At 53.9% G+C, this 22,528-nt stretch carries 21 protein-coding genes; 12 read left to right on the forward strand and 9 right to left on the reverse strand.

The window, feature by feature from the left end; translation table 11 throughout:
• Window positions 1-42: 42 nt before the first annotated feature.
• The 4 genes from G523_RS0110745 to G523_RS20380 all read right to left on the reverse strand — a co-directional run bounded on the left by G523_RS0110745 (window position 43) and on the right by G523_RS20380 (window position 4,850).
• Window positions 43-765, reverse strand: a complete 723-nt coding sequence (locus G523_RS0110745; protein WP_022695068.1) for a hypothetical protein — start codon at window positions 763-765, stop codon at window positions 43-45.
• 86 nt (window positions 766-851) lie between these two features.
• Entirely contained in the window at window positions 852-1,307 is a 456-nt protein-coding gene (locus G523_RS0110750; RefSeq protein ID WP_022695069.1) for a MaoC family dehydratase, read from the reverse strand.
• Between the two features lie 17 nt (window positions 1,308-1,324).
• On the reverse strand, window positions 1,325-2,890 hold the full coding sequence (locus G523_RS0110755; RefSeq protein ID WP_022695070.1) for an acyl-CoA synthetase: 1,566 nt from the start codon (window positions 2,888-2,890) through the stop codon (window positions 1,325-1,327).
• Between the two features lie 136 nt (window positions 2,891-3,026).
• Window positions 3,027-4,850, reverse strand: coding sequence for a hypothetical protein (locus G523_RS20380; protein ID WP_155802647.1), 1,824 nt, complete (start codon window positions 4,848-4,850; stop codon window positions 3,027-3,029).
• A gap of 213 nt (window positions 4,851-5,063) precedes the next feature.
• Between G523_RS20380 and G523_RS21220 the strand changes: the two genes are divergently transcribed.
• Together G523_RS21220 and G523_RS0110770 are read left to right on the forward strand one after the other, a co-directional pair.
• Window positions 5,064-6,068 (forward strand): YMGG-like glycine zipper-containing protein, encoded by a 1,005-nt coding sequence (locus tag G523_RS21220; protein WP_233347286.1) that lies wholly within the window; start codon window positions 5,064-5,066, stop codon window positions 6,066-6,068.
• 95 nt (window positions 6,069-6,163) lie between these two features.
• The gene (locus G523_RS0110770; protein ID WP_022695073.1) at window positions 6,164-7,078 is read left to right on the forward strand and encodes a crotonase/enoyl-CoA hydratase family protein; all 915 of its coding nucleotides are present in this window, start codon (window positions 6,164-6,166) and stop codon (window positions 7,076-7,078) included.
• A 45-nt stretch (window positions 7,079-7,123) separates the two neighbouring features.
• Here G523_RS0110770 and G523_RS0110775 read toward each other — a convergent pair whose 3' ends face one another.
• Window positions 7,124-7,537 carry a VOC family protein gene (locus G523_RS0110775; protein WP_022695074.1) on the reverse strand — a complete coding sequence of 138 codons (414 nt, stop codon included), beginning with the start codon at window positions 7,535-7,537 and terminating at the stop codon, window positions 7,124-7,126.
• Between the two features lie 262 nt (window positions 7,538-7,799).
• Between G523_RS0110775 and G523_RS0110780 the strand changes: the two genes are divergently transcribed.
• The 3 genes from G523_RS0110780 to G523_RS0110790 all read left to right on the forward strand — a co-directional run bounded on the left by G523_RS0110780 (window position 7,800) and on the right by G523_RS0110790 (window position 11,908).
• On the forward strand, window positions 7,800-9,074 hold the full coding sequence (locus tag G523_RS0110780; protein WP_022695075.1) for a NupC/NupG family nucleoside CNT transporter: 1,275 nt from the start codon (window positions 7,800-7,802) through the stop codon (window positions 9,072-9,074).
• 116 nt (window positions 9,075-9,190) lie between these two features.
• Window positions 9,191-11,218: a TonB-dependent receptor gene (locus G523_RS0110785; protein WP_022695076.1), complete on the forward strand. Its 2,028-nt coding sequence runs from the start codon at window positions 9,191-9,193 to the stop codon at window positions 11,216-11,218.
• A 69-nt stretch (window positions 11,219-11,287) separates the two neighbouring features.
• A complete protein-coding gene (locus tag G523_RS0110790) occupies window positions 11,288-11,908 on the forward strand; it encodes a glutathione S-transferase family protein (protein WP_022695077.1) in 621 nt (206 codons plus the stop codon).
• Here G523_RS0110790 and G523_RS0110795 read toward each other — a convergent pair.
• Complete coding sequence (locus tag G523_RS0110795) at window positions 11,905-12,345, reverse strand: PaaI family thioesterase (RefSeq protein WP_022695078.1); 441 nt, start codon at window positions 12,343-12,345, stop codon at window positions 11,905-11,907. The two genes, G523_RS0110790 and G523_RS0110795, sit on opposite strands and share 4 nt — an antisense overlap.
• Before the next feature lie 67 nt (window positions 12,346-12,412).
• Window positions 12,413-12,997 carry a GIN domain-containing protein gene (locus G523_RS0110800; protein ID WP_022695079.1) on the reverse strand — a complete coding sequence of 195 codons (585 nt, stop codon included), beginning with the start codon at window positions 12,995-12,997 and terminating at the stop codon, window positions 12,413-12,415.
• A 178-nt stretch (window positions 12,998-13,175) separates the two neighbouring features.
• On the opposite strand from G523_RS0110800, the gene G523_RS0110805 reads away from it, so the two are divergent.
• Window positions 13,176-14,336, forward strand: a complete 1,161-nt coding sequence (locus G523_RS0110805) for an acyl-CoA dehydrogenase family protein (RefSeq protein WP_022695080.1) — start codon at window positions 13,176-13,178, stop codon at window positions 14,334-14,336.
• A gap of 63 nt (window positions 14,337-14,399) precedes the next feature.
• Here the strand turns inward: G523_RS0110805 and G523_RS0110810 are convergent, their stop codons facing one another.
• On the reverse strand, window positions 14,400-14,597 hold the full coding sequence (locus tag G523_RS0110810) for a hypothetical protein (RefSeq protein WP_155802648.1): 198 nt from the start codon (window positions 14,595-14,597) through the stop codon (window positions 14,400-14,402).
• Between the two features lie 213 nt (window positions 14,598-14,810).
• Window positions 14,811-15,140, reverse strand: coding sequence for a heat shock protein HspQ (gene hspQ, locus G523_RS0110815; protein WP_022695082.1), 330 nt, complete (start codon window positions 15,138-15,140; stop codon window positions 14,811-14,813).
• 131 nt (window positions 15,141-15,271) lie between these two features.
• On the opposite strand from hspQ, the gene G523_RS19020 reads away from it, so the two are divergent.
• The 6 genes from G523_RS19020 (at window position 15,272) to G523_RS0110845 (ending at window position 22,476) form a co-directional block, all read left to right on the forward strand.
• The gene (locus G523_RS19020; RefSeq protein WP_022695083.1) at window positions 15,272-16,402 is read left to right on the forward strand and encodes a Ppx/GppA phosphatase family protein; all 1,131 of its coding nucleotides are present in this window, start codon (window positions 15,272-15,274) and stop codon (window positions 16,400-16,402) included.
• Window positions 16,395-17,114 carry an RlmE family RNA methyltransferase gene (locus tag G523_RS0110825; protein WP_022695084.1) on the forward strand — a complete coding sequence of 240 codons (720 nt, stop codon included), beginning with the start codon at window positions 16,395-16,397 and terminating at the stop codon, window positions 17,112-17,114. Before G523_RS19020 ends, G523_RS0110825 begins: the two co-directional genes overlap by 8 nt.
• A 42-nt stretch (window positions 17,115-17,156) precedes the next feature.
• Window positions 17,157-17,819 (forward strand): TetR/AcrR family transcriptional regulator, encoded by a 663-nt coding sequence (locus tag G523_RS20385; protein ID WP_022695085.1) that lies wholly within the window; start codon window positions 17,157-17,159, stop codon window positions 17,817-17,819.
• A 169-nt stretch (window positions 17,820-17,988) separates the two neighbouring features.
• Window positions 17,989-21,039, forward strand: coding sequence for a TonB-dependent receptor (locus G523_RS0110835; protein ID WP_027441648.1), 3,051 nt, complete (start codon window positions 17,989-17,991; stop codon window positions 21,037-21,039).
• Between the two features lie 173 nt (window positions 21,040-21,212).
• The gene (locus tag G523_RS19030; RefSeq protein WP_022695087.1) at window positions 21,213-21,743 is read left to right on the forward strand and encodes a c-type cytochrome; all 531 of its coding nucleotides are present in this window, start codon (window positions 21,213-21,215) and stop codon (window positions 21,741-21,743) included.
• The gene (locus G523_RS0110845; RefSeq protein ID WP_022695088.1) at window positions 21,733-22,476 is read left to right on the forward strand and encodes a cytochrome b/b6 domain-containing protein; all 744 of its coding nucleotides are present in this window, start codon (window positions 21,733-21,735) and stop codon (window positions 22,474-22,476) included. The genes G523_RS19030 and G523_RS0110845 overlap by 11 nt, the downstream gene beginning before the upstream one ends.
• The last annotated feature ends 52 nt before the right edge of the window (window positions 22,477-22,528 follow it).

Consider the following 22,528-nt stretch of genomic DNA (forward strand, 5'->3'; position numbering starts at 1 on the left):
TATTCCGTATTGTGCGTGTCAGCCACGATTAGCAGATATCGATCAATCCTCTGAGCTCCAGCTCCATGTCTGGCTACAGCTGCTGGACCGCGTACTACCATCCGGAGATTCATATTCCGAACACTGCCTGCCATCGCGGCCGCGACGTGATTCTGGAACTTCGAGCCGCTCTTCCAGCCTGTCTCGAGCTGGATTGTCGCTATTTGTATTCGCGGACTGAAATCCGCCTTCGAGGCTCCAGCCTGAGCTTTCAACGGGTTGCGAGCTCCGGGAATAGCTCATTGCTGCTGTAGCGGGCATTCGCTCGAGGTCCGGATTGCGCGAGATAGCGTCGCGCCAGGCCTCGGTTTCGGCCAGCGTTGGTGAACGTTCCTCTATAGAGCCATCTTCGAAAACGGTCTCTACATAGGGAACTTTCTGGCTGTCAGAGAGAGTGACAGTGATGATATCGACGCTTGTGACACGTCTGGCCACCTGTTCATCGCTCTCTTCGAATGAAAGCATCTGTCCCCAGCGTGGAGCCAGGTCTTCATCATGAGCCTGCAGGTTATCTGTTGTGTGTGAGACTTCTGTCGCGGCGTAAGCTGCTGCGGCGAGCTCTGAAAGCTCATTACTGATCTCTTCAGGAACTTCGGGCTCTGGCTCCGTTGCACATGTCTGGAAAAGGACCGCGCTCGGAGAACTGCAATCTGGATTGTTGGCTTGAGCCAAAGCGGGCAGGCCAGCCAGTACGGCCGCACATAGGGCGATTTTAGCAAGTGACATATCTGTACCCTCCGTAACGACGTCAGGCCGTCGATACGGAAAGATACCATATTTCAGAAGTTTCCGAACATCCCCTGTTCAGAGGGTCAGCCGTAAACGACTGAAATCTGCTGTGCGACGAGAGCAGGGCGTTCATGACCTTCAATCTCAACAGTCGACTCATTGATCATTTGCTTGCCACCGGACTTCTCGGTGACAGAAATGTTCTTCATGCGCAGACGGACCTTGGAGCCTACGCGGACCATATTGGTAAAACGGACTTTATCCGACCCGTAATTGATGCCGCGGGAGACGCCGGTGATTTGAAGAACTTCAGATGACAGCATCGGAAGCAGCGAAAGCGTCAGGAAGCCATGTGCAATCGGGCCACCCATTTCTTTAGTCGCGCGCTCAACGTCTACGTGGATCCATTGGTGATCGCCCGTTGCATCTGCAAACAGGTTTACGCGATCCTGATCAATGACGTGCCAGTCGGATACACCGATTTCCTGCCCGATGATGGATTCAAGATCTGCGTATGCGACTTTCTTTGTTTCAGTCATGTGTCTTCTCTTCTCGTTTAAATAATTCTGCTGTCTGATTTGCCCCAGTACCGGTCACGGACGAGGCGTTTGTAAAGTTTGCCCGTTGGGTGGCGCGGCAGTTCGGGATCGAAGTCCACGCTTTTTGGGCATTTGATTTTGGAAAGCTGCGACTGGCAATAGCGGATAAGCTCATCAGCGAGCTCATCATTCGCGGTTACGCCGGGCATTGGCTGGACAACCGCTTTCACTTCTTCTCCGAATTCGTCATTCGGCACGCCAATCACGGCAACATCGGCGACTTTTGGGTGCGTGATCAGAACGTTTTCAGCTTCCTGAGGATATATGTTCACCCCGCCGGAAATGATCATGAACGCCTTGCGGTCCGTCAGATAGAGGAAGCCTTCTTCGTCCAGCTTGCCGATGTCACCGAGTGAGGACCAGCCTTCCTTGAACGGGTGGCAAGCCTTCTTCGATTTCTCTGGATCATTATGATAGGTCGGCGGCGTGGTGTCAGAGAAGTAGATCATGCCTTCTTCGTTAGGTCCAAGTTCGTTGCCTTCCTCATCGCAAATATGCGGGACGCCATGCAGGGGTTTGCCTACGCTTCCCTTATGAGTCATCCAATCGGGCGAGGATATCCATGTCAGGCCGTTTCCTTCAGAGCCGGCATAGTACTCGTGGATGACAGGGCCCCACCATTCAATCATTTGCTCTTTAACCGGCACCGGGCATGGCGCTGCGGCGTGTACAGCGAATTTCAGGGATGACAGATCATACTGCGTGCGAGTTGCTTCGGGCAGTTTGAGCATTTTAACGAACATGGTTGGTACCAGTTGCGTATGCGTGACCCGATATTTTTCTACCAGTTGCAGGAAGGTTTCAGGATCAAACTTGTCCATGATGATCGCCGTCGCGCCGATAGACATTGCGGTCATTGTCCAGCGAAGTGGCGCGGCGTGATAGAGTGGGGCCGGGGAGAGATAGATGCTGTCCTCCGTAATGCCGCCTGCCGCGCTGAGGATCATGCGCAGAACGTTGTCTGCCCCGATAGGTTTGTCCGGATCGAGCGGCGGGCGAATGCCTTTCGGGCGCCCTGTTGTCCCAGACGAGTAGAGCATGTCCGCGCCGGCGCTTTCATCGCCAATCGGGGTGGAAGGCATGCCGTCGCCTAATGCCTCATAGGCTTCATAGCCTTGGATCTCTCCGCAAACGCTGAAATAGCGTTCCATCCTGGTGATAGCCTTCACCTCTTTTGCGGCTTCTGCGAGGTCGGGACAGGAAAAGAGCACTCGCGCGCCCGAGTCCTGCACGATGTAGTCGATTTCAGGTGCGGTCAGGCGAGACGAGATGCAGGTGAAGTACAGGCCGGATCGCTGGGCTGCCCAAGCAAGCTCCAGATACTGGATCGAGTTCGTCATGAAGAATGCGATCGTGTCGCCTTTCTTCAAACCAATCGATCTGAAAAACTGTGCCCCTTGATTTGATCGCGCTTCAAGCTCGCCAAAGGTGAGCGTCTCTCCGGTGTCAGCCATGATAATGGCCGGCTTGTCCGGATGTTTAGCCGTGTGAATGCAAGGGTGGAATGTCTGCTCCTCCGCCATGCGCGCTTCCTTCCCGATTTTTTTTATATTTTCGAGAGGATGGCGCGAGCAAAGGGCACTGTCTAGCGGTGACGCTGGGGCAGGTAATCTGAAAAGAATGAGACGCTGAGTTGTCCCGCGGAGCTGAACTAGCGTTTCAATTCGGTCGGATCAGGGTGATCGTGCCGTCCTGATAAGCGGCCAGACAGTCGGTTGCATCATTGCGAATATCGCTGTCGAGCAGAACTGTTGTGGACATGCCGTCGCCTTCGAAGCGTGGATCATCGCATTCGCCATCTTCTGCCCAGCGCCCGTTGTCGACGCCAAACAGAATGCCATCATAAAGCGTTCCGCTGGCTGCAGGCTGTGAAATGAACGTGACGCGTCCCTGCCGGTATGCGTTCAGACAGTCGGTTGCGTCTGCCTTTTTATTTTCATCCAACGGTTCGCCTTCTGCCATTGCCTCGCCTTCAAATCGCGGGTCGTCGCATTCGTTGTCGTTGGCGAAAACGCTCGTATCGGTACCGAAATTAATGCCATCATAGTGGCGTGGACGAGTAATCTCTTCTCTCAGTTCGAGGCGGTCCTCCTGATACGCGGCCAGGCAATCTGATGCGTCTGCGCGGATGTGTTCATCGGTGAGAAGCACCTGCGTCATGCCTTCACCAATGAAGCGACGATCATCGCATTCGCCATCATTTGACCAGATGCCGCTATCATCGCCGAAGTCGATTCCGTTATAGGTGACTGGCGAGAAATACGCGTTGCGAATGGTGATGCGGTCTTGCTGATATGCGGTCAGGCAGTCGGTTGCATCGGCCTCGATATTGCTCTGCTCAAGCGGAGGGCTTGCCATGCCCAGCCCCTGAAATCGTGGATCATCGCATTCATTGTCATTGGCGAAATCACTTGAATCTACGCCAAATGTAATGGTTTCGAATTTGAGCGGCTCGGTGATGGGCGTGCGCAGTTCCAACTCGCCTGACATCCAGGCCGCGATGCAGTCAGATGCATCCGCCATGATGTTTGCATCGGTGAGCAGTACGCGTGTCATGCCGTCGCCTATGAAGCGGCGATCATCACATTCGTCATCATTTGCGTACGGACTGCTGTCGTCACCAAAATTGACCCCATCGACCATGCGTGGGGCGATATAGGCGCGGCGCAGAAATATGCGGCCGGCCTCATATCCGGAGAGGCAGTCCGACGCGTCTTTCTCCACTGCGTCGGATAATCCGCCGATAATAGACATGTCGGGGCCGACAAAGCGCGGGTCGTCACATACGTCGTCATTAGCGAACTGACCTTCATCAATGCCGAACAGAATGCCTTCCTGAGAGTAAGGTTCTTCAATCTCTACAATAAGCTGGATTGCACCGTTTCGGTAGAAGAACAAACAGTCGGATGCATCAGCTTCAATGTTTTCCTCGTTAAGGAACTGAGCCATGCCCGTTCCCTGAAAGCGAGGATCGTCGCATTCGTCATCATTAGCCCATTCGCTGGAATCGACACCAAAATTGATGCCATCGAATGTGTAAGGCTCGTCGAAACTGGTGCGCAGAGCAATCGTGCCAGCCTGAAATGCGGCCATGCAATCTGCGGAATCGGCAAGAATGTTTTCGTCCTGCGTATATGTCGCCATCCCGCGTCCGCGAAAGCGCGGGTCGTCGCATTCCCCATCGTGAGCCCAACGACCGCTATCTGTGCCGAACTCCACGCCGTCATACGTGACGAAACTTGTGTTTCTCAAAAACACAGTTCCACTTTCAAAAGCCGCCTGACAGTCTTCTGCGTCATGGCCCTCATTTCGGCGAGACTGGAAACTGGATGCGTCTGGACCTGCAAAACGCGGATCATCGCATTCGCCGTCATTGGCAAAGCGACTCGTATTGTCACCGAAATCGGGTGAGGCCTGCGCGGAAACAGATTCGCCTGCCAGGCAGAGAGACGTCATCAGCGCCAGTGTTATGAAGATCCGCACATTAGCATCCTTAAAAGTCCGTGCTGTCAGTTTTGCGAGAAAACGGGTCTGGTCAACCGTGAATTCAGGGGATTGGGCGGTGTTTGAGAGGATGAAGACCACGTCGAGACGCTAAACCGAATATGAACGAAAGGGCTCGTTTACCACAACGAAGCATTCAGACTGGGTTCAATGCGGGTTCTTCATATTGGCTGCATGGAAGGAGAATTTCCCATGCAACTGAAAGCCATTACCTCTGGAGTAGCTCTCGCCGCGATGATGGCGATCACCCCCGCCGCCAACGCCCAGTCCTCTTACTGGAGCTATGACGGTCAAACGAATTACAGCTCGTATTCTTCCTGCGAAGAAGCGCGCAGCACACGTACAATGAACGGCGCGGCGATTGGCGGCCTTCTGGGTGCCGGTGCTGGCGCGATGGCTGGTGGTGATGACACCCGTAACGCGATTGTTGGTGCGATGATTGGTGCCGCAGCAGGTGGCATTGTCGGCAACCGTCAGATCCAGTGTTCTGAATACCAGTATCCGAGCCAGAGCTCGTCTTACTCTACAACGTCAAACACGCGTTATGTAAGCAGCCAGCCGACATACGGTCACACATCGTCAAATGGTTACTACAGCAATGGTCAGTACAATAACGGCCACCATAACCAAGGCTATCAGACCACATATCCGTCCCGTTCGTACTCAACGACACGGACATACAGCAACGGCCATGGCAGCAATAACGGTTACGGCAACAGCACGTACAATAACGGCTATAACAATAGTAGCTATCAGTCCGGTCGTACCTATACGACAACGCGGACTTACAGCTCCCAGCCGACCCATAGCTACGGCAATAACAGCAACTATGGTCACAATGGCAGCTATTCGAACCACGGCAACTACCAGTCCAATAGCGGCTATAACACCGGCTACCATAGCGGCAGCACATACCAGACCTCCAACCGGTATTCGCAGCCAACATACAGCTATCAGCAACCTGCAACACAGCGCTGGAGCTATGATGGCGAGACCATGTTCCGCTCTTATGGTGAGTGTGACGAAGCCCGCCGCAGCCGGACCCTCGCGGGTGGTGGTATCGGTGCCCTGGCTGGTGCAGGCCTTGGAGCCATGGCTGGTGGTGATGACACACGAAATGCAGCAGTCGGCGCGGTCGTCGGTGGTGTAATCGGTGCCTATGCTGGTCAGCGTACGATCCAGTGCTCGCAGTACTGATCCGCGCAAATAATTAGGAAGTGACCTCGGGTTATACTTGATTTTACTTCCCAGACACGTCTTCACTCCCCGTCAATCAGACGGGGAGTTTTACTATGACGAAAAGAAAAGAGTTTGAGACAGTCATCCTTGAGGTTGAGGATGGAATTGCAACGGTTACGCTAAACCGTCCGCAGAAGATGAACGCCTTCACGGGCCAGATGATGCTCGACATCATCGCAGCCTTTGACGAGACAGACGCTGATGATGACGTGAAAGCTGTCATCGTTACGGGTGCTGGCGACCGCGCATTCTGTGCCGGCGCCGACCTCTCTCAAGGCGGCAAGACCTTTGATTATGAAGCGCGTCAGGCAGGTGGTAAGGAAGCCGGTCACGCAACGCAGGAAGACCTTCAACGCGATGGCGGCGGCCGTTGCACACTGCGCATGTATGAAAGCCTGAAGCCTATCATTGGCGCGATCAATGGCGCAGCCGTTGGTATTGGCGCGACCATGCAGCTGCCAATGGATGTGCGCATTGCGTCTGACAATGCGCGCTTCGGCTTTGTGTTCTCACGCCGCGGTATCACTCCAGAAGCATGCTCCAGCTATTTCCTTCCGCGTCTCGTTGGCATCAGCCAGGCACTCGACTGGTGTTATTCCGGTCGCGTTTTCAATGCGCAGGAAGCTCTGGATGGCGGCCTGATCAAAGCGATCTATCCGCAGGCCGAACTCATGGACGCAGCCCGTGCATGGTGCCGAGAAATCATTGACAACACCGCACCGGTTTCCGTTGCGCTGACTCGTCAGATGATGTGGCAGATGCTTGGTGCGGATCACCCGATGGAAGCGCATATCATCGATAGCCGCGCGATCTTCGAACGTGGCCGTACGCGCGATGCGAAAGAGGGTGTCACAAGCTTCCTTGAAAAACGTAAGCCTGAATATCCTGAGAAGGTGTCTGATGGTATCGCGCCGCACTATCCGTTCTATCCAGAGCGCAAATTCCGCTGGCCGGAAAAAGCTGAATAGTCAGTTGATGATATCAACGAAAAGGCCTGCTTTTGCAGGCCTTTTTTAAGTCGCGAAGATCTGGTCGAAATTGCGGAATGTCTTGAATTCCAGCGCGGTGTTGCTGCCCGGTTCGCGGATGAAGAACGTACCTTGTTCGCCTACTTCCCCCGCAAAGCGGATATAGGGACCAATCTCGAATGGCACGCCCCTGGCGTCTACGCGGTCGGCAAGCGCCTGCCAGTCATCCCATTGCATGATAATGCCGAAATGGAAGGCAGGCACCTGCTGTCCGTCCACCGGATTTTTGGCCGCCTCATCCATATCATCGACAAGATGGCTGGTGATCTGGTGACCGAAAAAGTCAAAATCCACCCAACGCTCGCTCGTCCGGCCAGTGCTCGCTCCGATCACTTCAGTCATGAAGGCTGACGTCTTTTCAAGATTGGCGGTCGGAAAGGCAAGGTGAAATGGTTGCATTGAAGGCGCGTCCTGCTGCGTTTGATATCCGTGCGATTCTATAGCGGCGAATCTGTCTGTCATCATGTTTCGATGGTTTTGCGCCAGTCTGCAGAGCTATACTGCACAGGAGATAAACAGATAGGCGCAGGCATGCTTAACCGGCGTTTCTGAGCGTATCAGACATGTTTTGCTGTGAATAAGGGTTTGCACCGGCAGGCTCTGCCGATTACAGAAATGTGTCGATCGGGCGGGAAACGCCCTGCGGGAAAAGGATTACGGTATGGATTGGGGCTGGGATAACGCGCGGGCGCTGCTCGGGCTGGTGGTGATTGTTGGTATCGCCTGGGCTGTTTCTGAAAACCGGAAACTCTTTCCCTGGAAACTCGTACTGGGCGCGGTTGGTCTCCAGTTTGTGTTTGCGCTTCTTCTGTTTGCTGTTCCTCCAGTCCGCAACGTGCTGTTCAAAGCTAACGTCGTTGTCGATGGCCTTGAGAACGCAACCCGCTACGGTACAGGTTTTGTGTTCGGCTATATCGGCGACAATACGACCTTCCCGGTAGAGCAGGCGAATGCCAATCCGGCCTTCTTCTTCCAGATCCTTCCAATCGTTATCGTTGTCGCGGCTTTGTCAGCTATCCTCTGGCACTGGCGCATTCTACGCTGGGTGACCAAAGCCTTTGCCTTCATTTTCGCGAAAACCATGGGCCTTGGTGGTGCAACATCTCTGGCAGTATCTGCGAACATCTTTATGGGTATGACCGAAGCACCAGTCCTCGTAAAACCGTACATCAAAGGCATGACGCGTTCGGAAGTTTTCGTTCTGATGACGACCGGTTTTGCGACGATCGCCGGTTCCGTTCTCATCATCTACACGACCTTCCTGCAGCCGGTTATGGCGAACCCGCTCGCCCAGCTCCTGACGGCGTCTATTGTGGCTGCACCTGCGGCAGTCGCTCTCGCGTTGACGATGGTGCCTGAAACAGTGGCGATTTCCGACCGTGCGCACGAACCGGACTTTGAATACGAATCCACAATGGACGCGTTTTCTTCTGGTGCCAGCACAGGTCTTCAGATCGTTTTGAACATCGCGACCATGCTGATCGCAGCGCTCGCGCTTCTTTTCATGGTGAATGCCGCCCTTGGCGCCGCGCCGGATGTGAATGGCGAGGCGCTATCTATTCAGCGTATTCTCGGCTGGATATTCATGCCACTCATGTACATGACGGGTGTACCGATGGAGGAAGCCGCGAAAGCTGGTTCTCTGATGGGAATCAAAACGGTTCTGACCGAGTTTGTTGCCTTCCTAGATCTTGCGAACACGCCTGCAGATCAACTGTCTGACCGCTCACGCATTATCGTCGCGCACGCGATTTGCGGCTTCGCGAATTTCGGCTCTATCGGTATTCTGATTGGTGGTCTCACCATCATTGCTCCGGAACGCCGTGACACATTCCTCAGCCTGTCATGGAAGACACTTCTGGCCGGTACGCTCGCAACATGCATGAGCGCATGCATTGCCGGTGCGTTGCCAGCATCACTTTTCCTTGGTGGCTGATCTGCAACGCTGTGAATGAAGTTGGGTAGAGTTCACTCTATCCAGCTTGATTATTGCGCGACAGGGATACAGATACATCTCATGACGCCCTAAAAACGGGTGAAGGGAGGAAGTCTATGTCGCGTTTGGTCCATCTTCTTGGTGCAGGTTCAGCTCTGGCACTCGGTCTTGTAATGCCTCAGGCATTTGCTCAGGATGCAGAAGATCAGTCATTGCTGCCTCGCGTCGTTGTCGACGGAGATCGCCTTGAAACGGACCCTGGCTCCGTATCATTCATCGACGAAGATTTGGTAGCTGAGACGCTTGCAGATCACCCTGCCGAAATTCTGAACACCCTGCCGGGCGTAAATATCCATACCAATTCCGGTCAGGAGCATTTGATCGCAATTCGCTCCCCGGTGCTGAATGGTGGAGCCGGGCAGGGTAGTTTCCTCGTTTTGCAAAATGGCGTTCCTACGCGGTCACCTGCGTTCGGAAACGTGAATATGCTGTTCGAAACGCATCATGAAATCGCTGACTCTATTGGCGTAGTACGTGGTCCGGGCTCAGCGGCCTACGGCTCAAACGCGGTGCACGGCGTGGTAGACCTCTATCTGCCATCAACAGAAACAATCGGTACAGATTTCACTATAAGCACATCGACCCTTTCTCGCACGCGCGGTGATATCGTGACGGGAAATGGTAGTCAGGTTCTTGGCCTGTCCGTTCAACATGATGCAGGCTGGCGTGATGACACGAGCGTTGACCAGCAAAAACTTTATCTGGCGACAGCGGTAGAGTTTGCGGGATGGTCCGGGCAGGCATGGCTGTCGGCCATGAACCTCAATCAGGAAACGGGCGGCTTCATTCAGGGCTTTGAAGCGTATGAGGACGAGGACGTTTCAGAAAGCAATCCAAATCCCGAAGCATTCCGTGACGCGCAATTCGCCATGGCAGCTATCGAATTGGGCCGTTCTTTCGGTGACTACGTTGTGGATGTGACGCCTTATGTGCGCTGGCAGGAAATGGAGTTCCGGCAGCACTTCCTGCCTTACAAGGGTTTTGAGGAGAACAGTCATTCCGCCTTCGGTGTTATGGGCGATGTGACCCGCAGTTATGAAGACCTGCGCTGGACGATTGGTGGTATGGTCGACGCGGCGAGCGGTGATCTGCTTGAAACACAGCCCGCGCCATTTGGCTTCTTCCCCGGCGATAGCCGTTTTCCAGTCGGCGTGCACTATGATTACACGGTTGATACGCTGGCTTTCGCGCTCTGGGGTGAGCTGGAATACGAAATCAGTGATAATATTCGGGTTCTGACGGGACTTCGCGCCGAAACGCATGATTATGATTACGCGACGCGCGCACCTGCTGGCATAAATGGCCGCTTTAACGTGCCTGCAAACCGGTCTGACAGTTTTGATCTGGTGACGCCAAAACTCGGCATCATCTGGGATGATGCCATCGGCAATGTGGCGCTATATGCGAACTATGCACGTGGCCAACGAGCGCCGCAGGCATCTGACCTTTACCGTCTGCAAAGCCTGCAAACGGTAGGCGAGGTGAAATCCGAAACGCTGGACAGCCTCGAAATTGGTGCACGTGGCGCCGTGTTAGATGGCCGCCTTTATTTTGATGTCGCCGCCTATGTGATGGAGAAGGAGAATTACTTCTTCCGTGATGCGCAGGGGCTCAACGTGATTGGCGGTCGTACGGACCACGCAGGCATTGAGGGACAGGCAAGCTTTGAGCTGACTGACACGGTAACGGTGTCTGGTAACCTCAGCTGGGCTGATCACACATATGCGTTCGACCGTGCGGCAAATGGCATTGTGGATGGCAATCAGATCGACTCAGCACCGGAATGGCTTGGTGATCTGCGCATTGCCTGGGCCCCGACGGAGCGGTTCGATGCCAGTCTGAGCGTTGAATATGTTGGTGAGTACTTCACGAATGAAGCGAATACGGCAAGCTATGATGGACACACCGTTGCGTCTGCGCGTGCAAACTATGATCTGACCGACCAGCTTGAAGCCTTCGTGATCATCCGAAACCTGACAGACGATCGGTATGCCGATCGGGCTGATTTCGCATTCGGCAATCACCGGTATTTCCCGGGCGAACCGATGAATGCAACATTCGGCGTGCGGGCGTCCTTCGATTAACGCTGCGTGACGGGTTGAAAAACTTCACGTCCGGACCGACTGTCTAATCAGTCACTGGGAGTGAAACATATGAAATTATATAGTGCCAAAGGCGCACCGAATCCGGATCGCGTAACCTTCTTCCTGAAAGAGAAGGGCAAGCTTGATGAGGTTGAAATCATCGAGCTCGCGCTTCTGGAAGGTGAGCACCGCAGTTCAGACTATAAGTCTGTGAACGAGTTGGCGCGCGTGCCATCACTAAAGCTGGATGATGGCACTGTGATTGGCGAAAGCCGCGCCATCTGTACTTACCTGGAGAGTATTTTTCCCGAGCCTAACCTGATGGGGCGTGATGGGCTGGAACGCGCGCAGATCGAGATGTGGGATCGCCGTGTCGAACTCATGCTGATGATGTCGATCGCAGGCTGGTTCCGTCATGGCCACCCACGCGCTGCGGCTCTGGAAGCAAAGCAGTCTAAAGAGTGGTCCGAGATGTCAGAAGCGCAGACGCTCAAAACGGCTGATTATTTCGACCGTGTTCTGGAGCGGACCGAGTTCGTTGCTGGTGACCGTTTCACCAATGCCGATATCACACTGTTTATTTGCATGAATTTCGGTCTGTACATGCGCTGTAAGCTCTGGGAAGGGCGGCCTAATCTGTCTCGTTGGTTTGAGGCGATGCAGGCGCGCCCTATGGCGACTAAAGCCTAGCTGTTTGGCCGCTTGCGCAGGATTTTGATCGTTCCAGAGAAATTGAGGCAGGGCGTTCCGTTGGCGGTGACGACACCGCGTACAAACACAACCGAGCGGCCTGCTTTCAGAACTTCGCCGCGCACCTCCATAAGGTCGCCGACGGACGCGGCGCTGAGGAATTCCGAATTCATTGAGAGCGTCACGCCCGGTGTTTCGTCATTGATGATTTCATCGGTGATGACGAATAGTCCGAAATCGGCGAACGACATCATGCAGCCGCCATGCATATTGCCGTGGCCGTTCATGTGGCGTGGCTCTGCGCGGAAGGCGCCGACCATTTCGCCATTGTCGTCTTTCTTCATATAGAACGGACCGACCAGCTGGGATTCATAGGCGTCGCCCTCCCAATAATGCCAGCCTGCAAATTCACCCTCGGTCTTTAGTGTATACCCCATAGAAAACGGCCCTGTTCGTTAGAATCAGGACCGTCTTTAAGTTCTCAAAAGAGTGAGGTCTAGGCCTCTAACGGATCTGGCGAACCTGACCGCCGCCAATCACGCTGCGGTTTACCTCAGGAGAGCCGATATAGCCGATTTCGCCGCCGCCAATGATGGAGACATTGAGCTCTGTCGCTGCCGCTACGTCAATTTCACCGCCGCCAACAATAGAGATATTCACTTCGTTTGCCTGAACGGAGCGCGCATCAATGTCGCCGCCACCGACGAGGGCAATGTTCAGCTCGTTTGTATTCGGGAAGTCGCCATCAATCATCATGTCGCCACCGCCAGTGATCGCGATGTTGTCGATAGATGGAAGAGTGACCACAATTGTGTCTGCGTGGTTGTCGCGGCACTGACGGTCGCATTCAAGAACCAGCGTGTCGCCATCCAGGCCCAAAAGCCAGCCTTGCGCTTCAGCTTCCTGATTCACAGCGAAGGTACGACCGTGCTGGATGTGGACGTCGCCACCACCACGAAGTTCGAGTCCATCAAAATTTGATTGAGTAATATTTTGGGAGCCCACAAGATCAAGATCGTCGTCGTCAGCATTGATGACGATACAGCCGGACAGGAGTGTGGCAGCGAGCAGAATTGGAATGAGTTTCATCAGTGGTCTCCGAATTATTGAAAAACGATGCATCGATTATCGTTTTTCGGCAAGTGAAAACATTTTCACGTTTAATCCGGGCCGCCTTTCCCATTGTCATATTATGCCTGCAGTTCTAGTTAGTGTCCGACACTATATCAAAGTCGCTATATAAAAGTTGCGCGGGAGAAACACGTAAATGGCATATGATCAGGAAACACGGGATGCGCTGATTGAGATGGTTCGTCGTTTCGTCGACGAGCAGTGCAAACCGATTGAAGGTCAGGTTGCTGAAGAAGACGCTGTTCCAAAGGACGTCGTTGACGGCATGAAAGAGCTCGGCCTGTTTGGTATTTCCATTCCTGAAGAGTTTGGCGGCCTTGGCCTCAACATGGAAGAAGAAGTGCTTGTCGCGCTTGAGCTCGGCCAGACATCTCCTGCATTCCGTTCCGTCGCGGGTACAAATATCGGTATCGGTTCTCAGGGTCTCGTCATGTGGGGCAATGACGAACAGAAAGCGCAATGGCTGCCGAAAATCGCAAGCGGCGAGATTATCACTTCATTCTGTCTCACAGAGCCTGAAGCCGGTTCTGATGCGGGTAGCGTGAAGACGCGTGCTGAACGTGATGGCGATCATTACATTCTGAACGGTACAAAGCGTTACATCACAAACGCAAACAAAGCCGACCTTCTGACGGTTATGGCGCGTACTGATCAGAACACACCAGGCGGCAAGGGCCTGTCGTCTTTCCTCGTTGAAACGACAACTCCAGGCGTGACGATTGGTAAGCCTGAGAAGAAAATGGGCCAGCAGGGCGCGCACGTTTGTGATGTGATCTTCGACAATGCGCGCGTGCCAGTCGCGAACCGCCTCGGCGGAGAGGGAGACGGCTTCAAAGTCGCTATGTCTGTGTTGGACCGTGGTCGTTTGCACATTTCAGCGGTTTGTACCGGCGTAGCTGAGCGCCTGATCTCCGAAATGACAAACTATGCTGTCGAGCGTAAACAGTTTGGTGAGCCGATTGCGAACCATCAGCTGGTTCAGGCGATGATGGCGGACAGCTATGCTGAAGCTTATGCGGCTCGTTGCATGGTGCTGGATGCGGCGCAAAAGCGGGACCGCGGCGAGAACGTAACACTGCTGGCGGCAAGCTGTAAGATGTTTGCGTCAGAAATGGTGGGCCGTGTGGCTGACCGGGCCGTGCAGGTCTTCGGCGGCGCAGGCTATATCGCTGATTACGGGATTGAGCGTTTCTACCGCGATGTTCGTATCTTCCGTCTCTATGAAGGTACAACACAAATCCAGCAGATCGTTATCGGTCGTGGCCTCGCGAAACTGGCTAAAGACGGCCAGATCTAACAGTCAGGCAGTCTGAATTGGACAAGGGGAGCTTCGGCTCCCCTTTTTTGTTCCAACTCTGGATCAAGAGTTTGGTCCATCGCCAATCATTCCACCGAACAGAATGACCAAGAAGACGACTAGTAGCGCCAGATAAATCCAGATTGATGGATCACCGCGACCGCCATCACCTGCTTCTCCCGTTGCTTCTGCCGCTTCGGTCGTGTGTGTGCCTATCGTGAATGACCGACCGTCTCTGGAAACGCCCGACTTTCGTTTCATAAAACGTGCTCGACGCGCACGCATGCGATCGTAGACTTCTTTATTCTTGTTGTGTTTCAACATCGAGCTCCCAGCCGATGCCGCCGTACCCCTACGAGCGTTACATAAGTGTAATCTGAGTTGTGTTGGGTGAATTAGCAAGTCCTGGGTGAGAGATTTCGGCGGGTGAGCAAAGAAAAAGCCCGACGCTGGGCCGGGCTTTGTTTCGTCAGATTAGTTAGCCAGTTCCGGCCGGACCCTATAAGCTTGTCCATCCTGCTCCATGAAAATCTCGCTGATTTGTGGATGGTCAACAGGGCCGCCATCAGCGTCATCCAGCAAGTTTTGTTCGGAGACATAAGCCACGTAATGGCTTTGCTCGTTTTCCGCGAGCAGATGATAGAAGGGCTGGTCCTTGCTCGGACGTACATTCTCCGGAATGGATTCCCACCACTCGTCGGAGTTGGAGAATTCCGGGTCGACGTCAAAGATCACGCCTCGGAAAGGGTAGAGACGGTGCTTGACGACCTGGCCGATCTGAAATTTTGCCATGCGATCTGTCATTTTGAACAACCTCGTCACTTTGGTTCTCTATAAAGATAGATGCAGCTACCCCACTCAACAAGATGTCAGAGCTTTTGCTTCTGCATCACGTCTGCTAGTCTGGTCGCAACTTAAGCATTCAGAGCGGTACTATGCTCACCTCCAAAGCGTCTCAAAAGAAGAGGCGTCGGCGGCCGAAACAAAAAAAGCCTGATCGCAAGCCCGTATACGCGGCTATTGATCTTGGTACGAATAATTGTCGTCTGCTGGTCGCAGAAGAAAAAGGCCGGCGGTTTCGGGTTGTCGACTCATATTCTCAGATCGTCCGTCTGGGCGAAGGTCTCGCATCTTCAGGCATGCTGTCTGAAGATGCGATTGAGCGCACCATAAGTGCGCTTTCCGTCATTCGGGACAAACTCAAGAATCACAATGTGAAGCGGCTCAAATGCGTCGCGACGCAGGCGTGCCGTGCGGCGACGAACGGTCGTGAGTTCATTGAGCGCGTTCAGAAGGAAGTCGGACTATCCTTCAAGATTATCTCTCCAAAAGAAGAGGCGCGTCTGGCTGTGACGGGCGCGCTCGATCTGCTGGAGAACGATAAGGAAGTCGCGCTAGTCGTAGATATTGGTGGCGGCTCAACCGAGCTGTGTTGGGTCGATATCGCAAAAGCGAAAAAGCGAGGTCTGAAGAACTCACTCGAAAATACGCCGATGATCGCGTGGGCAAGTTTCCCGCTTGGCGTCGTCACCTTGTCAGAGCAGTTCCCGGAACGGCCGGGTGATCCGGACTGGTATCCGGAAATGCTGGCCTATGCGCGGAATATGCTGCAGGAGTTTAAGAGAGGGCAGGACTTCTCTGAAACCTTTAAGGAAAACCGTGGGCATCTGATCGGTACGAGCGGCACTGTGACAAGTTTGTGCGCGGTACATCTCGATTTGGATAAGTATATCCGGTCCATTGTGGATGGCAGCATGTTTGCTCGTGAGGACGCGCTGGCCGCGCGTCAGCGTCTGTCTTCTCTGACGAAGCAGGGGCGGGCACAGATCGGCTGTATTGGCGATGGTCGTTCGGATCTCGTACTTTCAGGGTGTGCGATTCTAGAAGCGATATGGGAGCTTTGGCCGTGCGAGCAGATGCGCGTGGCTGATCGGGGCCTGAGAGAAGGTCTACTCATGTCGCTCATCCACGGCAAGCCGCCGCGCAAACGGCGTCGCAAATCTAAAAATGATCAGGAAGGTGACGCGTCTGACGTACCGGCTGAGAAGGAGGCCGATCTTGGCTGATGATGGAAAACGTCGCTGGAACGGCAAAGGCATCGGAGCCGGAAAAGGCACTGCTGGTCGAACCGCGAAGAAGAAAACGCCCGCCTATAATGCGCGAACCGAAAGCTCGAAACGCTGGATCGAGCGCCAGCTTTCTGATCCGTACGTAAAGAAAGCGCAGGATGCTGGGTATCGCTCGCGTGCAGCCTTCAAGCTGAATGAGCTTCAGGAACGGTTCGAGATCATCAAGAAAGGTGATGCTGTCGTTGACCTCGGTGCTGCGCCAGGTGGCTGGGTGCAGGTCGCGCTTTCGCTCGGAGCGTCCAAAGTGGTCGGTATCGACCTTCTGGAGATCGAACCGATTGTCGGCGCGGTGCTGTTGCAGGGCGATGTGGCCGACGAGGCGATTATGAAGCAGCTCGAAGGCGAGCTGGGCGGCCTCGCGGACGTTGTGCTCTCTGACATGGCGGCGAACACGACAGGCCACAGGCAGACGGATCACCTTCGTACAGTGGCACTGGTCGAGCTTGCGGTAGATTTCGCGCTGGATGTGCTCAAGCCGGGCGGGACGTTCTGTTCGAAAGTCTTTCAGGGTGGAACCAGTCCCGAACTTCTTGAGCGACTGAAGGCGAACTTCACCGAAGTGAAGCACGCCAAACCTCCGGCGAGCCGGGCGCATTCGCCTGAGATTTACGTCCTTGCCAAAGGTTATAAGGGCAAGCGGAAAGCGTAGATCAGGGCGTTGCGTGCGGTGAAATCAAGTGAGGCAGTAGAAATGGCCAATAGCGAAACACCGATGAAGCCAGCCACGCGAAAGCGGGTGCCAAATGTCGAGCGGACGGCCAGAACGCGCGCAAAGCTGATTGAAGCAACTATCGCGTCTTTGCATGAAATCGGCTTCCACCAGACGACTACCACAGTCGTGGCGCAACGCGCTGGCGTGAGCCGGGGCGCAATGCTGCATCATTTCCCGACCAAGGCGGATCTGATGATGGCAGCTGCCGAGCGTATGCGCGATATGCGTGGTGAGTTGCACCGGGAGCGGCTCGCGAATCTGGAAACGCCTGCGGACAAGTTTCTCGCGCTCATCGATGTGCTCTGGGAGGCAATGGTCTCGCCATCCGGCGTCGCACGGATCGAGCTTATGCTCAGTACAAGGAGTGATTCGGACATGGCTGAGAAGTTCGTTCGTATGAATGACGAACTCGATAAGCGCCATAAGGAAAGCGTCTGGGGGCTTTGTCAGTCGGTCGGGATGTCGGGCGAAACAGCGCGTGATAAAATCTACGCCTTTGTCCAGCTCTACGCTGCGGCATTACGTGGTCTTGCGATCGACGCTTTACGTGAGGAGAGCCGTGAAGGCGCTGATTCGGCCGTGGAGCTTCTGAAAACCTTCCAATTGCAGATGTTCGAAGAATTGGTAACGCGCCAAAACTGACCCTACGGCAAGGTTTGTGTGATAAAAACGACACTACCACAATGTATCAGCGTATAGCGAACGGTGTTCACTAGCATAAAAGGTATTTACATTCTCACCAGTCATGCCTCTAAATATGTTTAGGGTCCGAACAAAATGGGTCTGTATATAAATATAAGTGGAGGAAATTATGAGGGCTGGATTGAAGTACGCCTCTATGGCGGCTTTAGCTTTTGCTATTCAACCGACATTCGCACATGCGCAGGACGACGTGGAGCGCATTCAGGAGCAATCTGAAGACGAAGGTGTGTTTCGTCAGCAGCAGGTTGTTGTAACGGGTTCCGCTATTCGCGGTACACCAGAAGACGCGGCGCTTCCTGTTGAAGTGTTTACGCAGGAAGATCTGGCACTCGAAGGTGCGCCAACAGCACTTCAGTTTGCTAAGGATCTCACTATTTCTGGTCCAACCAGCGGTGAATCAAACTATTTTGGCGGTGGTCCGCTTCTCGCGTCTCCATCATTCAACCTCCGTAGCCTTGGTGCCGACAAAACTCTGACGCTCCTCAATGGGCGCCGTATGAGCCAGAACCTGTCCAACATCCCTAGCATGGCGATTGGACGTACAGAGATTTTGAAAGACGGCGCGGCGGTTATCTACGGTGGTGACGCTGTTGGCGGCGTTGTAAACTTTATCACGCGCACAGGTTTCACGGGCTTTGAGGCGCGTGGTAATTTCATGCATGTCGATGGGTCCAATGGTGACTTCGACATGGGTTTCCTCGCCGGTTGGGGCGAAGGCGACGTTAACCTTATGGTTTCAGCTGAGTGGGAGCACCGATCCCGCCTTGAGACTGAAGAACGTGACTTCTCAAGCCTTCCATACGGTGTGAACCCATCTCCTTGGTCGACTCTTTCTGACTTGTCTCGTTATACGCCGCAAATTGGTTCTTCGGTCGTTGGCATCGCTGCCGACTTTACGCAGGCAAGTTGTGAGGCTGTTGGCGGTATCTATTCCCCGACATCTTGTGCATACGGTTATCTCCCGTTCTACAACCTTGTTGAAGATCAGGATATTTTCCGTGGATTCGCACAGCTTGATGCTGTTGTGAATGACAATATGAACTTCCATGTGGAAGCCGCATTTGCTGAAACCGATGCTCCGCATCAGTTCAACTCTCCATCGCTTCCTGCGCTTCGTGGCCCTGCGCCGACAACTGGTGCAACGTTCCAATATGAAGTTCCGCTTACGAATCCTTACGCGGCCCAGTTCTTTGCGAATACGCCTACAGCCGCCGCACCTTTCGCGCCGTTGGTAGACCGACTGGGTATCGTAATCTTCCGTCCGTTTGCTCACCAGGGCAATCCGGTTATGGGCCGTGGCGAAGGCAACTCTAACGCAGCTGATATCAATAATCAGGTTTGGCGTGTGTCTGCGGGCATTGATGGTACTTTGGGGGACTTCTTCGGTCCGTTCTCTGACGTCGGCTATGACGCGGCAATAACTTACAACTCGTCAAACAGCTATTATCAGGACGCGGACTATATCGGCTTCCGCCTACAGGACGCACTGAATGGCTTCGGTGGCCCAGATTGTGCTGTTGTGGACCAGGATCCGACAACTCCGGGTGTTCAGGCACCGGGTCTGGAAGGTACTAATGGTTGTGAGTTCTTTAACCCGTTCTCCACGGCCTGGGCAGGAAATCCTGAGCTTGGTCTCGCCAACCCTAACTACGTGCCGGGTTCCGAAAACTCTGATGCTCTGACACAGTGGCTCTTCGATCCATTGATTGTTGAAACACTGACGCAAAGCACGACTTTCGATCTGGTGTTTGACGGCACCACAGGCATTGAGCTGCCAGGCGGTGAAATCGGCTGGGCTGCGGGTGGTCAGGCGCGTGCAATTGAATCGCGTGAGATCATCCCGAGCGATCTGTACAATGGTTCTACGCCTTGTCCTTATCCTGGTACATTTAACTGTCCAGGAGAATTCGGTCAGGGGCCATTTGGTTTCCGTGGAATCAATGAGCCGGATAGCCTCGATCAGCAGAGCTATTCATTCTTCGTGGAAACCAACCTGCCGATCACAGATGACTTCAACATGCAGGCTGCTGTCCGTCGTGAAGAGTTTTCTGGTGGTCTCGGCTCTACGGTTTACAAGGTGGCAGGTCGTTGGCAGGTCTTCGATCAGTTGGCTCTCCGTGGTTCGTACGGCACAAACTTTGCCGCTCCACCTGTTGGTCTGAGCCCTGGTGAAATCAACTCTGTTGTTCGCTCGTACGGTATTCGTGGCGGCAACTGGTTGGGTGGTACGACGGTGACGCGTAGTGACATTGAGCCGGAAGAGGCGACAGTTTGGAACGTCGGTGCTATCTGGGAGAGCCAAGGTTTTGAATCCAGCCATGATCTCAGGGTGATCGTTGATTACTTTGATATCGAGCTTGTAGGTGAGCTGGACGAATTGATTGGTCACGCGGATCTTGCAGCAGCAATTGCGAATGATCCAAACGGCGCGTGCTCCAGCCCGTTCATCAATCGTGTGTCCTTCAATACCGACCCGGTGAACAATCCGACAGGCACCTGCCAGACAGGCGCAACCGTTGCTGATGAACGTGCAAATTTCGTTCGTGACTTCAACTCAGTGCAAACTGACTTTGGTAATGGTGCGGACCGCTTTACGTCCGGCATCGACCTCTCTGTGACATATGAGATGCCAGTTGGTGAAGCAGATGTGACCATGGGTCTGACGGCTACACGTCTGCTGGAGCTCGAAACAGGTCCAACGACACTTGATGGTGTTCAAATCGACGGCGGCGCGGAGCTTCTGGGTGAGCTGAACTTCTCATCAGTCGGTTTTGCATCACCTGAATGGCGTACTAATGCGTTCATCAACTACAACCGTGGTGACCATAACGTTCGTCTTACAGCACGTTATGTTTCATCTCTGACGGATGAGCGTTTCTCTGCAGGCGGCGTCTATGATGGCGGTCTTACACCGGGTGGCTTCCAGCCGGGTACAACCAACCCATTCAGCCCAATCTTCTACGAAGATATCGACAGCTCTCTGACCTTTGATGCGACTTACGTTTATGACGTGAACGACAACATCATTGTTACAGGCACGATGGCGAACATCTTCGACGAAGATCCACCATTTATCTTCAACGAATTCGGTTATGATCCACGTCTTGGCGTAGGCGCACTTGGCCGGACGATCGAAGTTGGTGTGAAACTGGTTTACTAAGACCAATTGAAGTGAATTCAGATCCGGCGGTGTTCAGCACCGCCGGATTTTTTTTACCCATAGTCGTACCTAATAGGGCTTCCTGATTGACGTGCTGGACACCCGACCGTACGATTTTTGCAGGGTTGATCGAAGGGATGATGACGGCATCCGTTGACTGAGAGGGGTACCCTATGAAGAAAGTTGTTTTCGGCATGATTGCCGGTTCCGCCCTGATGCTAGCTGCATGCGGCGGCGCAGAAGAAGACGTGGCAACATCTGACGCTGAGGCGCCTGCTGCGAGTGTAACGACTGAAGCGTCGGCCGCGAACGCTGAAATTGTGGCAGTTATCGAGGCACGTCAGGACAACCTGAAAGAAATGGGCGCCAGCATGCGCGCGATCAGTGAGAGTATGCGCTCAGGTAGCCCTGATTCAGCGCTGATATCTGAAAAGGCTGATATTATTGCGGCGCATTCACAGACAATGCCAAATTGGTTTCCCGCGGGATCTGGTCCTGAAGCAGGTGTAGAAACCGAAGCTCTGCCAACAATCTGGGAAAACCCTGAAGGCTTTGCCGAGGCTGTTTCTAATTTCCAAGCGGCTGCGGTGGTATTCCAGACAGCGGCTGCATCCGGCGATATGGCTGCCACAGGCGGCGCTCTGCGCACGCTCGGTGGCACATGCGGCGCCTGTCATGACGACTTCCGTGTAGATGATGACTAGTACGGACGTTGTTCCAGTCCGGTCCCAGAAAATCTGGGACTGGACGGTCCGGACATTTCACTGGAGTCTGGTTTTCCTGATCGCCTGCATGTGGTCGACAGCAGAAGGCCACGGCATTTGGGAGTCTCTTGATGGTTTCATGGTGGAGCAGGGGTGGATAGCCTATGGCTGGGGCGAAATGGGCTGGCATCGCCGGATTGGTATGCTTGTCCTGTTTCTCTGGTTTTATCGCGTCTATTGGGGGCTTTTCGGGGCTTCAACAGCGAAGTTTTCTGACTTCGTAAAAGGCCCGGGCAAAGTCATCGCCTATGCGAAGTCGCTGACTAAAGGCAATTACAAGCCATCAACCGGGCATAGCCCGCTTGGCGCGCTGAGTGTTGTTGCACTCATCGTTGTGGTCGGCACACAGGTGGGAACAGGTCTTTTCACGATTGATGTGAACGGTCTGGAATCTGGCCCGTTATCTAAATTTCTGGAATTCGATACGGGGCGTCTGTTCTCCGAGTTTCATGAAATGAGCTTTCGGGCACTCTACATCCTCATTGCGCTGCACGTGCTGGCGGTTCTGGCTTATCAGTTTGTTCTGAAGGCAAATCTGGTCCGCCCGATGCTCACAGGCAGCCGAAAGGTAGAAGAGGCTGCGCCGGAAAAAGCGGTTCGGGCGCCACTTTGGAATGTGGCGCTTGGCGTCGCGATTGCGATTGGCCTCACCTGGCTCGTCTGGACTGTGTGAAGGTAAAGTTGGCCGCAAATCATGCGGCCAATATAGTTGTTTTCAAAGAACC

This window comes from Ponticaulis koreensis DSM 19734, assembly GCF_000420665.1.
GTDB classification, from domain to species: Bacteria; Pseudomonadota; Alphaproteobacteria; order Caulobacterales; family Hyphomonadaceae; genus Ponticaulis; species Ponticaulis koreensis.

Bases quoted from the DNA above. Each gene is read 5' to 3' on its own strand.
- G523_RS0110755 (WP_022695070.1), bottom strand. From the start codon at position 2,890: ATGGCGGAGGAGCAGACATTCCACCCTTGCATTCACACGGCTAAACAT.
- G523_RS0110805 (WP_022695080.1), top strand. From the start codon at position 13,176: ATGGCATATGATCAGGAAACACGGGATGCGCTGATTGAGATGGTTCGT.
- G523_RS0110785 (WP_022695076.1), top strand. From the start codon at position 9,191: ATGTCGCGTTTGGTCCATCTTCTTGGTGCAGGTTCAGCTCTGGCACTC.
- G523_RS0110800 (WP_022695079.1), bottom strand. From the start codon at position 12,997: ATGAAACTCATTCCAATTCTGCTCGCTGCCACACTCCTGTCCGGCTGT.
- G523_RS0110795 (WP_022695078.1), bottom strand. From the start codon at position 12,345: ATGGGGTATACACTAAAGACCGAGGGTGAATTTGCAGGCTGGCATTAT.
- G523_RS20385 (WP_022695085.1), top strand. From the start codon at position 17,157: ATGGCCAATAGCGAAACACCGATGAAGCCAGCCACGCGAAAGCGGGTG.
- G523_RS0110845 (WP_022695088.1), top strand. From the start codon at position 21,733: ATGATGACTAGTACGGACGTTGTTCCAGTCCGGTCCCAGAAAATCTGG.
- G523_RS0110810 (WP_155802648.1), bottom strand. From the start codon at position 14,597: ATGAAACGAAAGTCGGGCGTTTCCAGAGACGGTCGGTCATTCACGATA.
- G523_RS21220 (WP_233347286.1), top strand. From the start codon at position 5,064: ATGCAACTGAAAGCCATTACCTCTGGAGTAGCTCTCGCCGCGATGATG.
- G523_RS19020 (WP_022695083.1), top strand. From the start codon at position 15,272: ATGCTCACCTCCAAAGCGTCTCAAAAGAAGAGGCGTCGGCGGCCGAAA.
- G523_RS0110745 (WP_022695068.1), bottom strand. From the start codon at position 765: ATGTCACTTGCTAAAATCGCCCTATGTGCGGCCGTACTGGCTGGCCTG.
- G523_RS19030 (WP_022695087.1), top strand. From the start codon at position 21,213: ATGAAGAAAGTTGTTTTCGGCATGATTGCCGGTTCCGCCCTGATGCTA.
- hspQ (WP_022695082.1), bottom strand. From the start codon at position 15,140: ATGACAGATCGCATGGCAAAATTTCAGATCGGCCAGGTCGTCAAGCAC.
- G523_RS0110770 (WP_022695073.1), top strand. From the start codon at position 6,164: ATGACGAAAAGAAAAGAGTTTGAGACAGTCATCCTTGAGGTTGAGGAT.
- G523_RS0110750 (WP_022695069.1), bottom strand. From the start codon at position 1,307: ATGACTGAAACAAAGAAAGTCGCATACGCAGATCTTGAATCCATCATC.
- G523_RS0110775 (WP_022695074.1), bottom strand. From the start codon at position 7,537: ATGCAACCATTTCACCTTGCCTTTCCGACCGCCAATCTTGAAAAGACG.
- G523_RS0110790 (WP_022695077.1), top strand. From the start codon at position 11,288: ATGAAATTATATAGTGCCAAAGGCGCACCGAATCCGGATCGCGTAACC.
- G523_RS0110780 (WP_022695075.1), top strand. From the start codon at position 7,800: ATGGATTGGGGCTGGGATAACGCGCGGGCGCTGCTCGGGCTGGTGGTG.
- G523_RS0110835 (WP_027441648.1), top strand. From the start codon at position 17,989: ATGAGGGCTGGATTGAAGTACGCCTCTATGGCGGCTTTAGCTTTTGCT.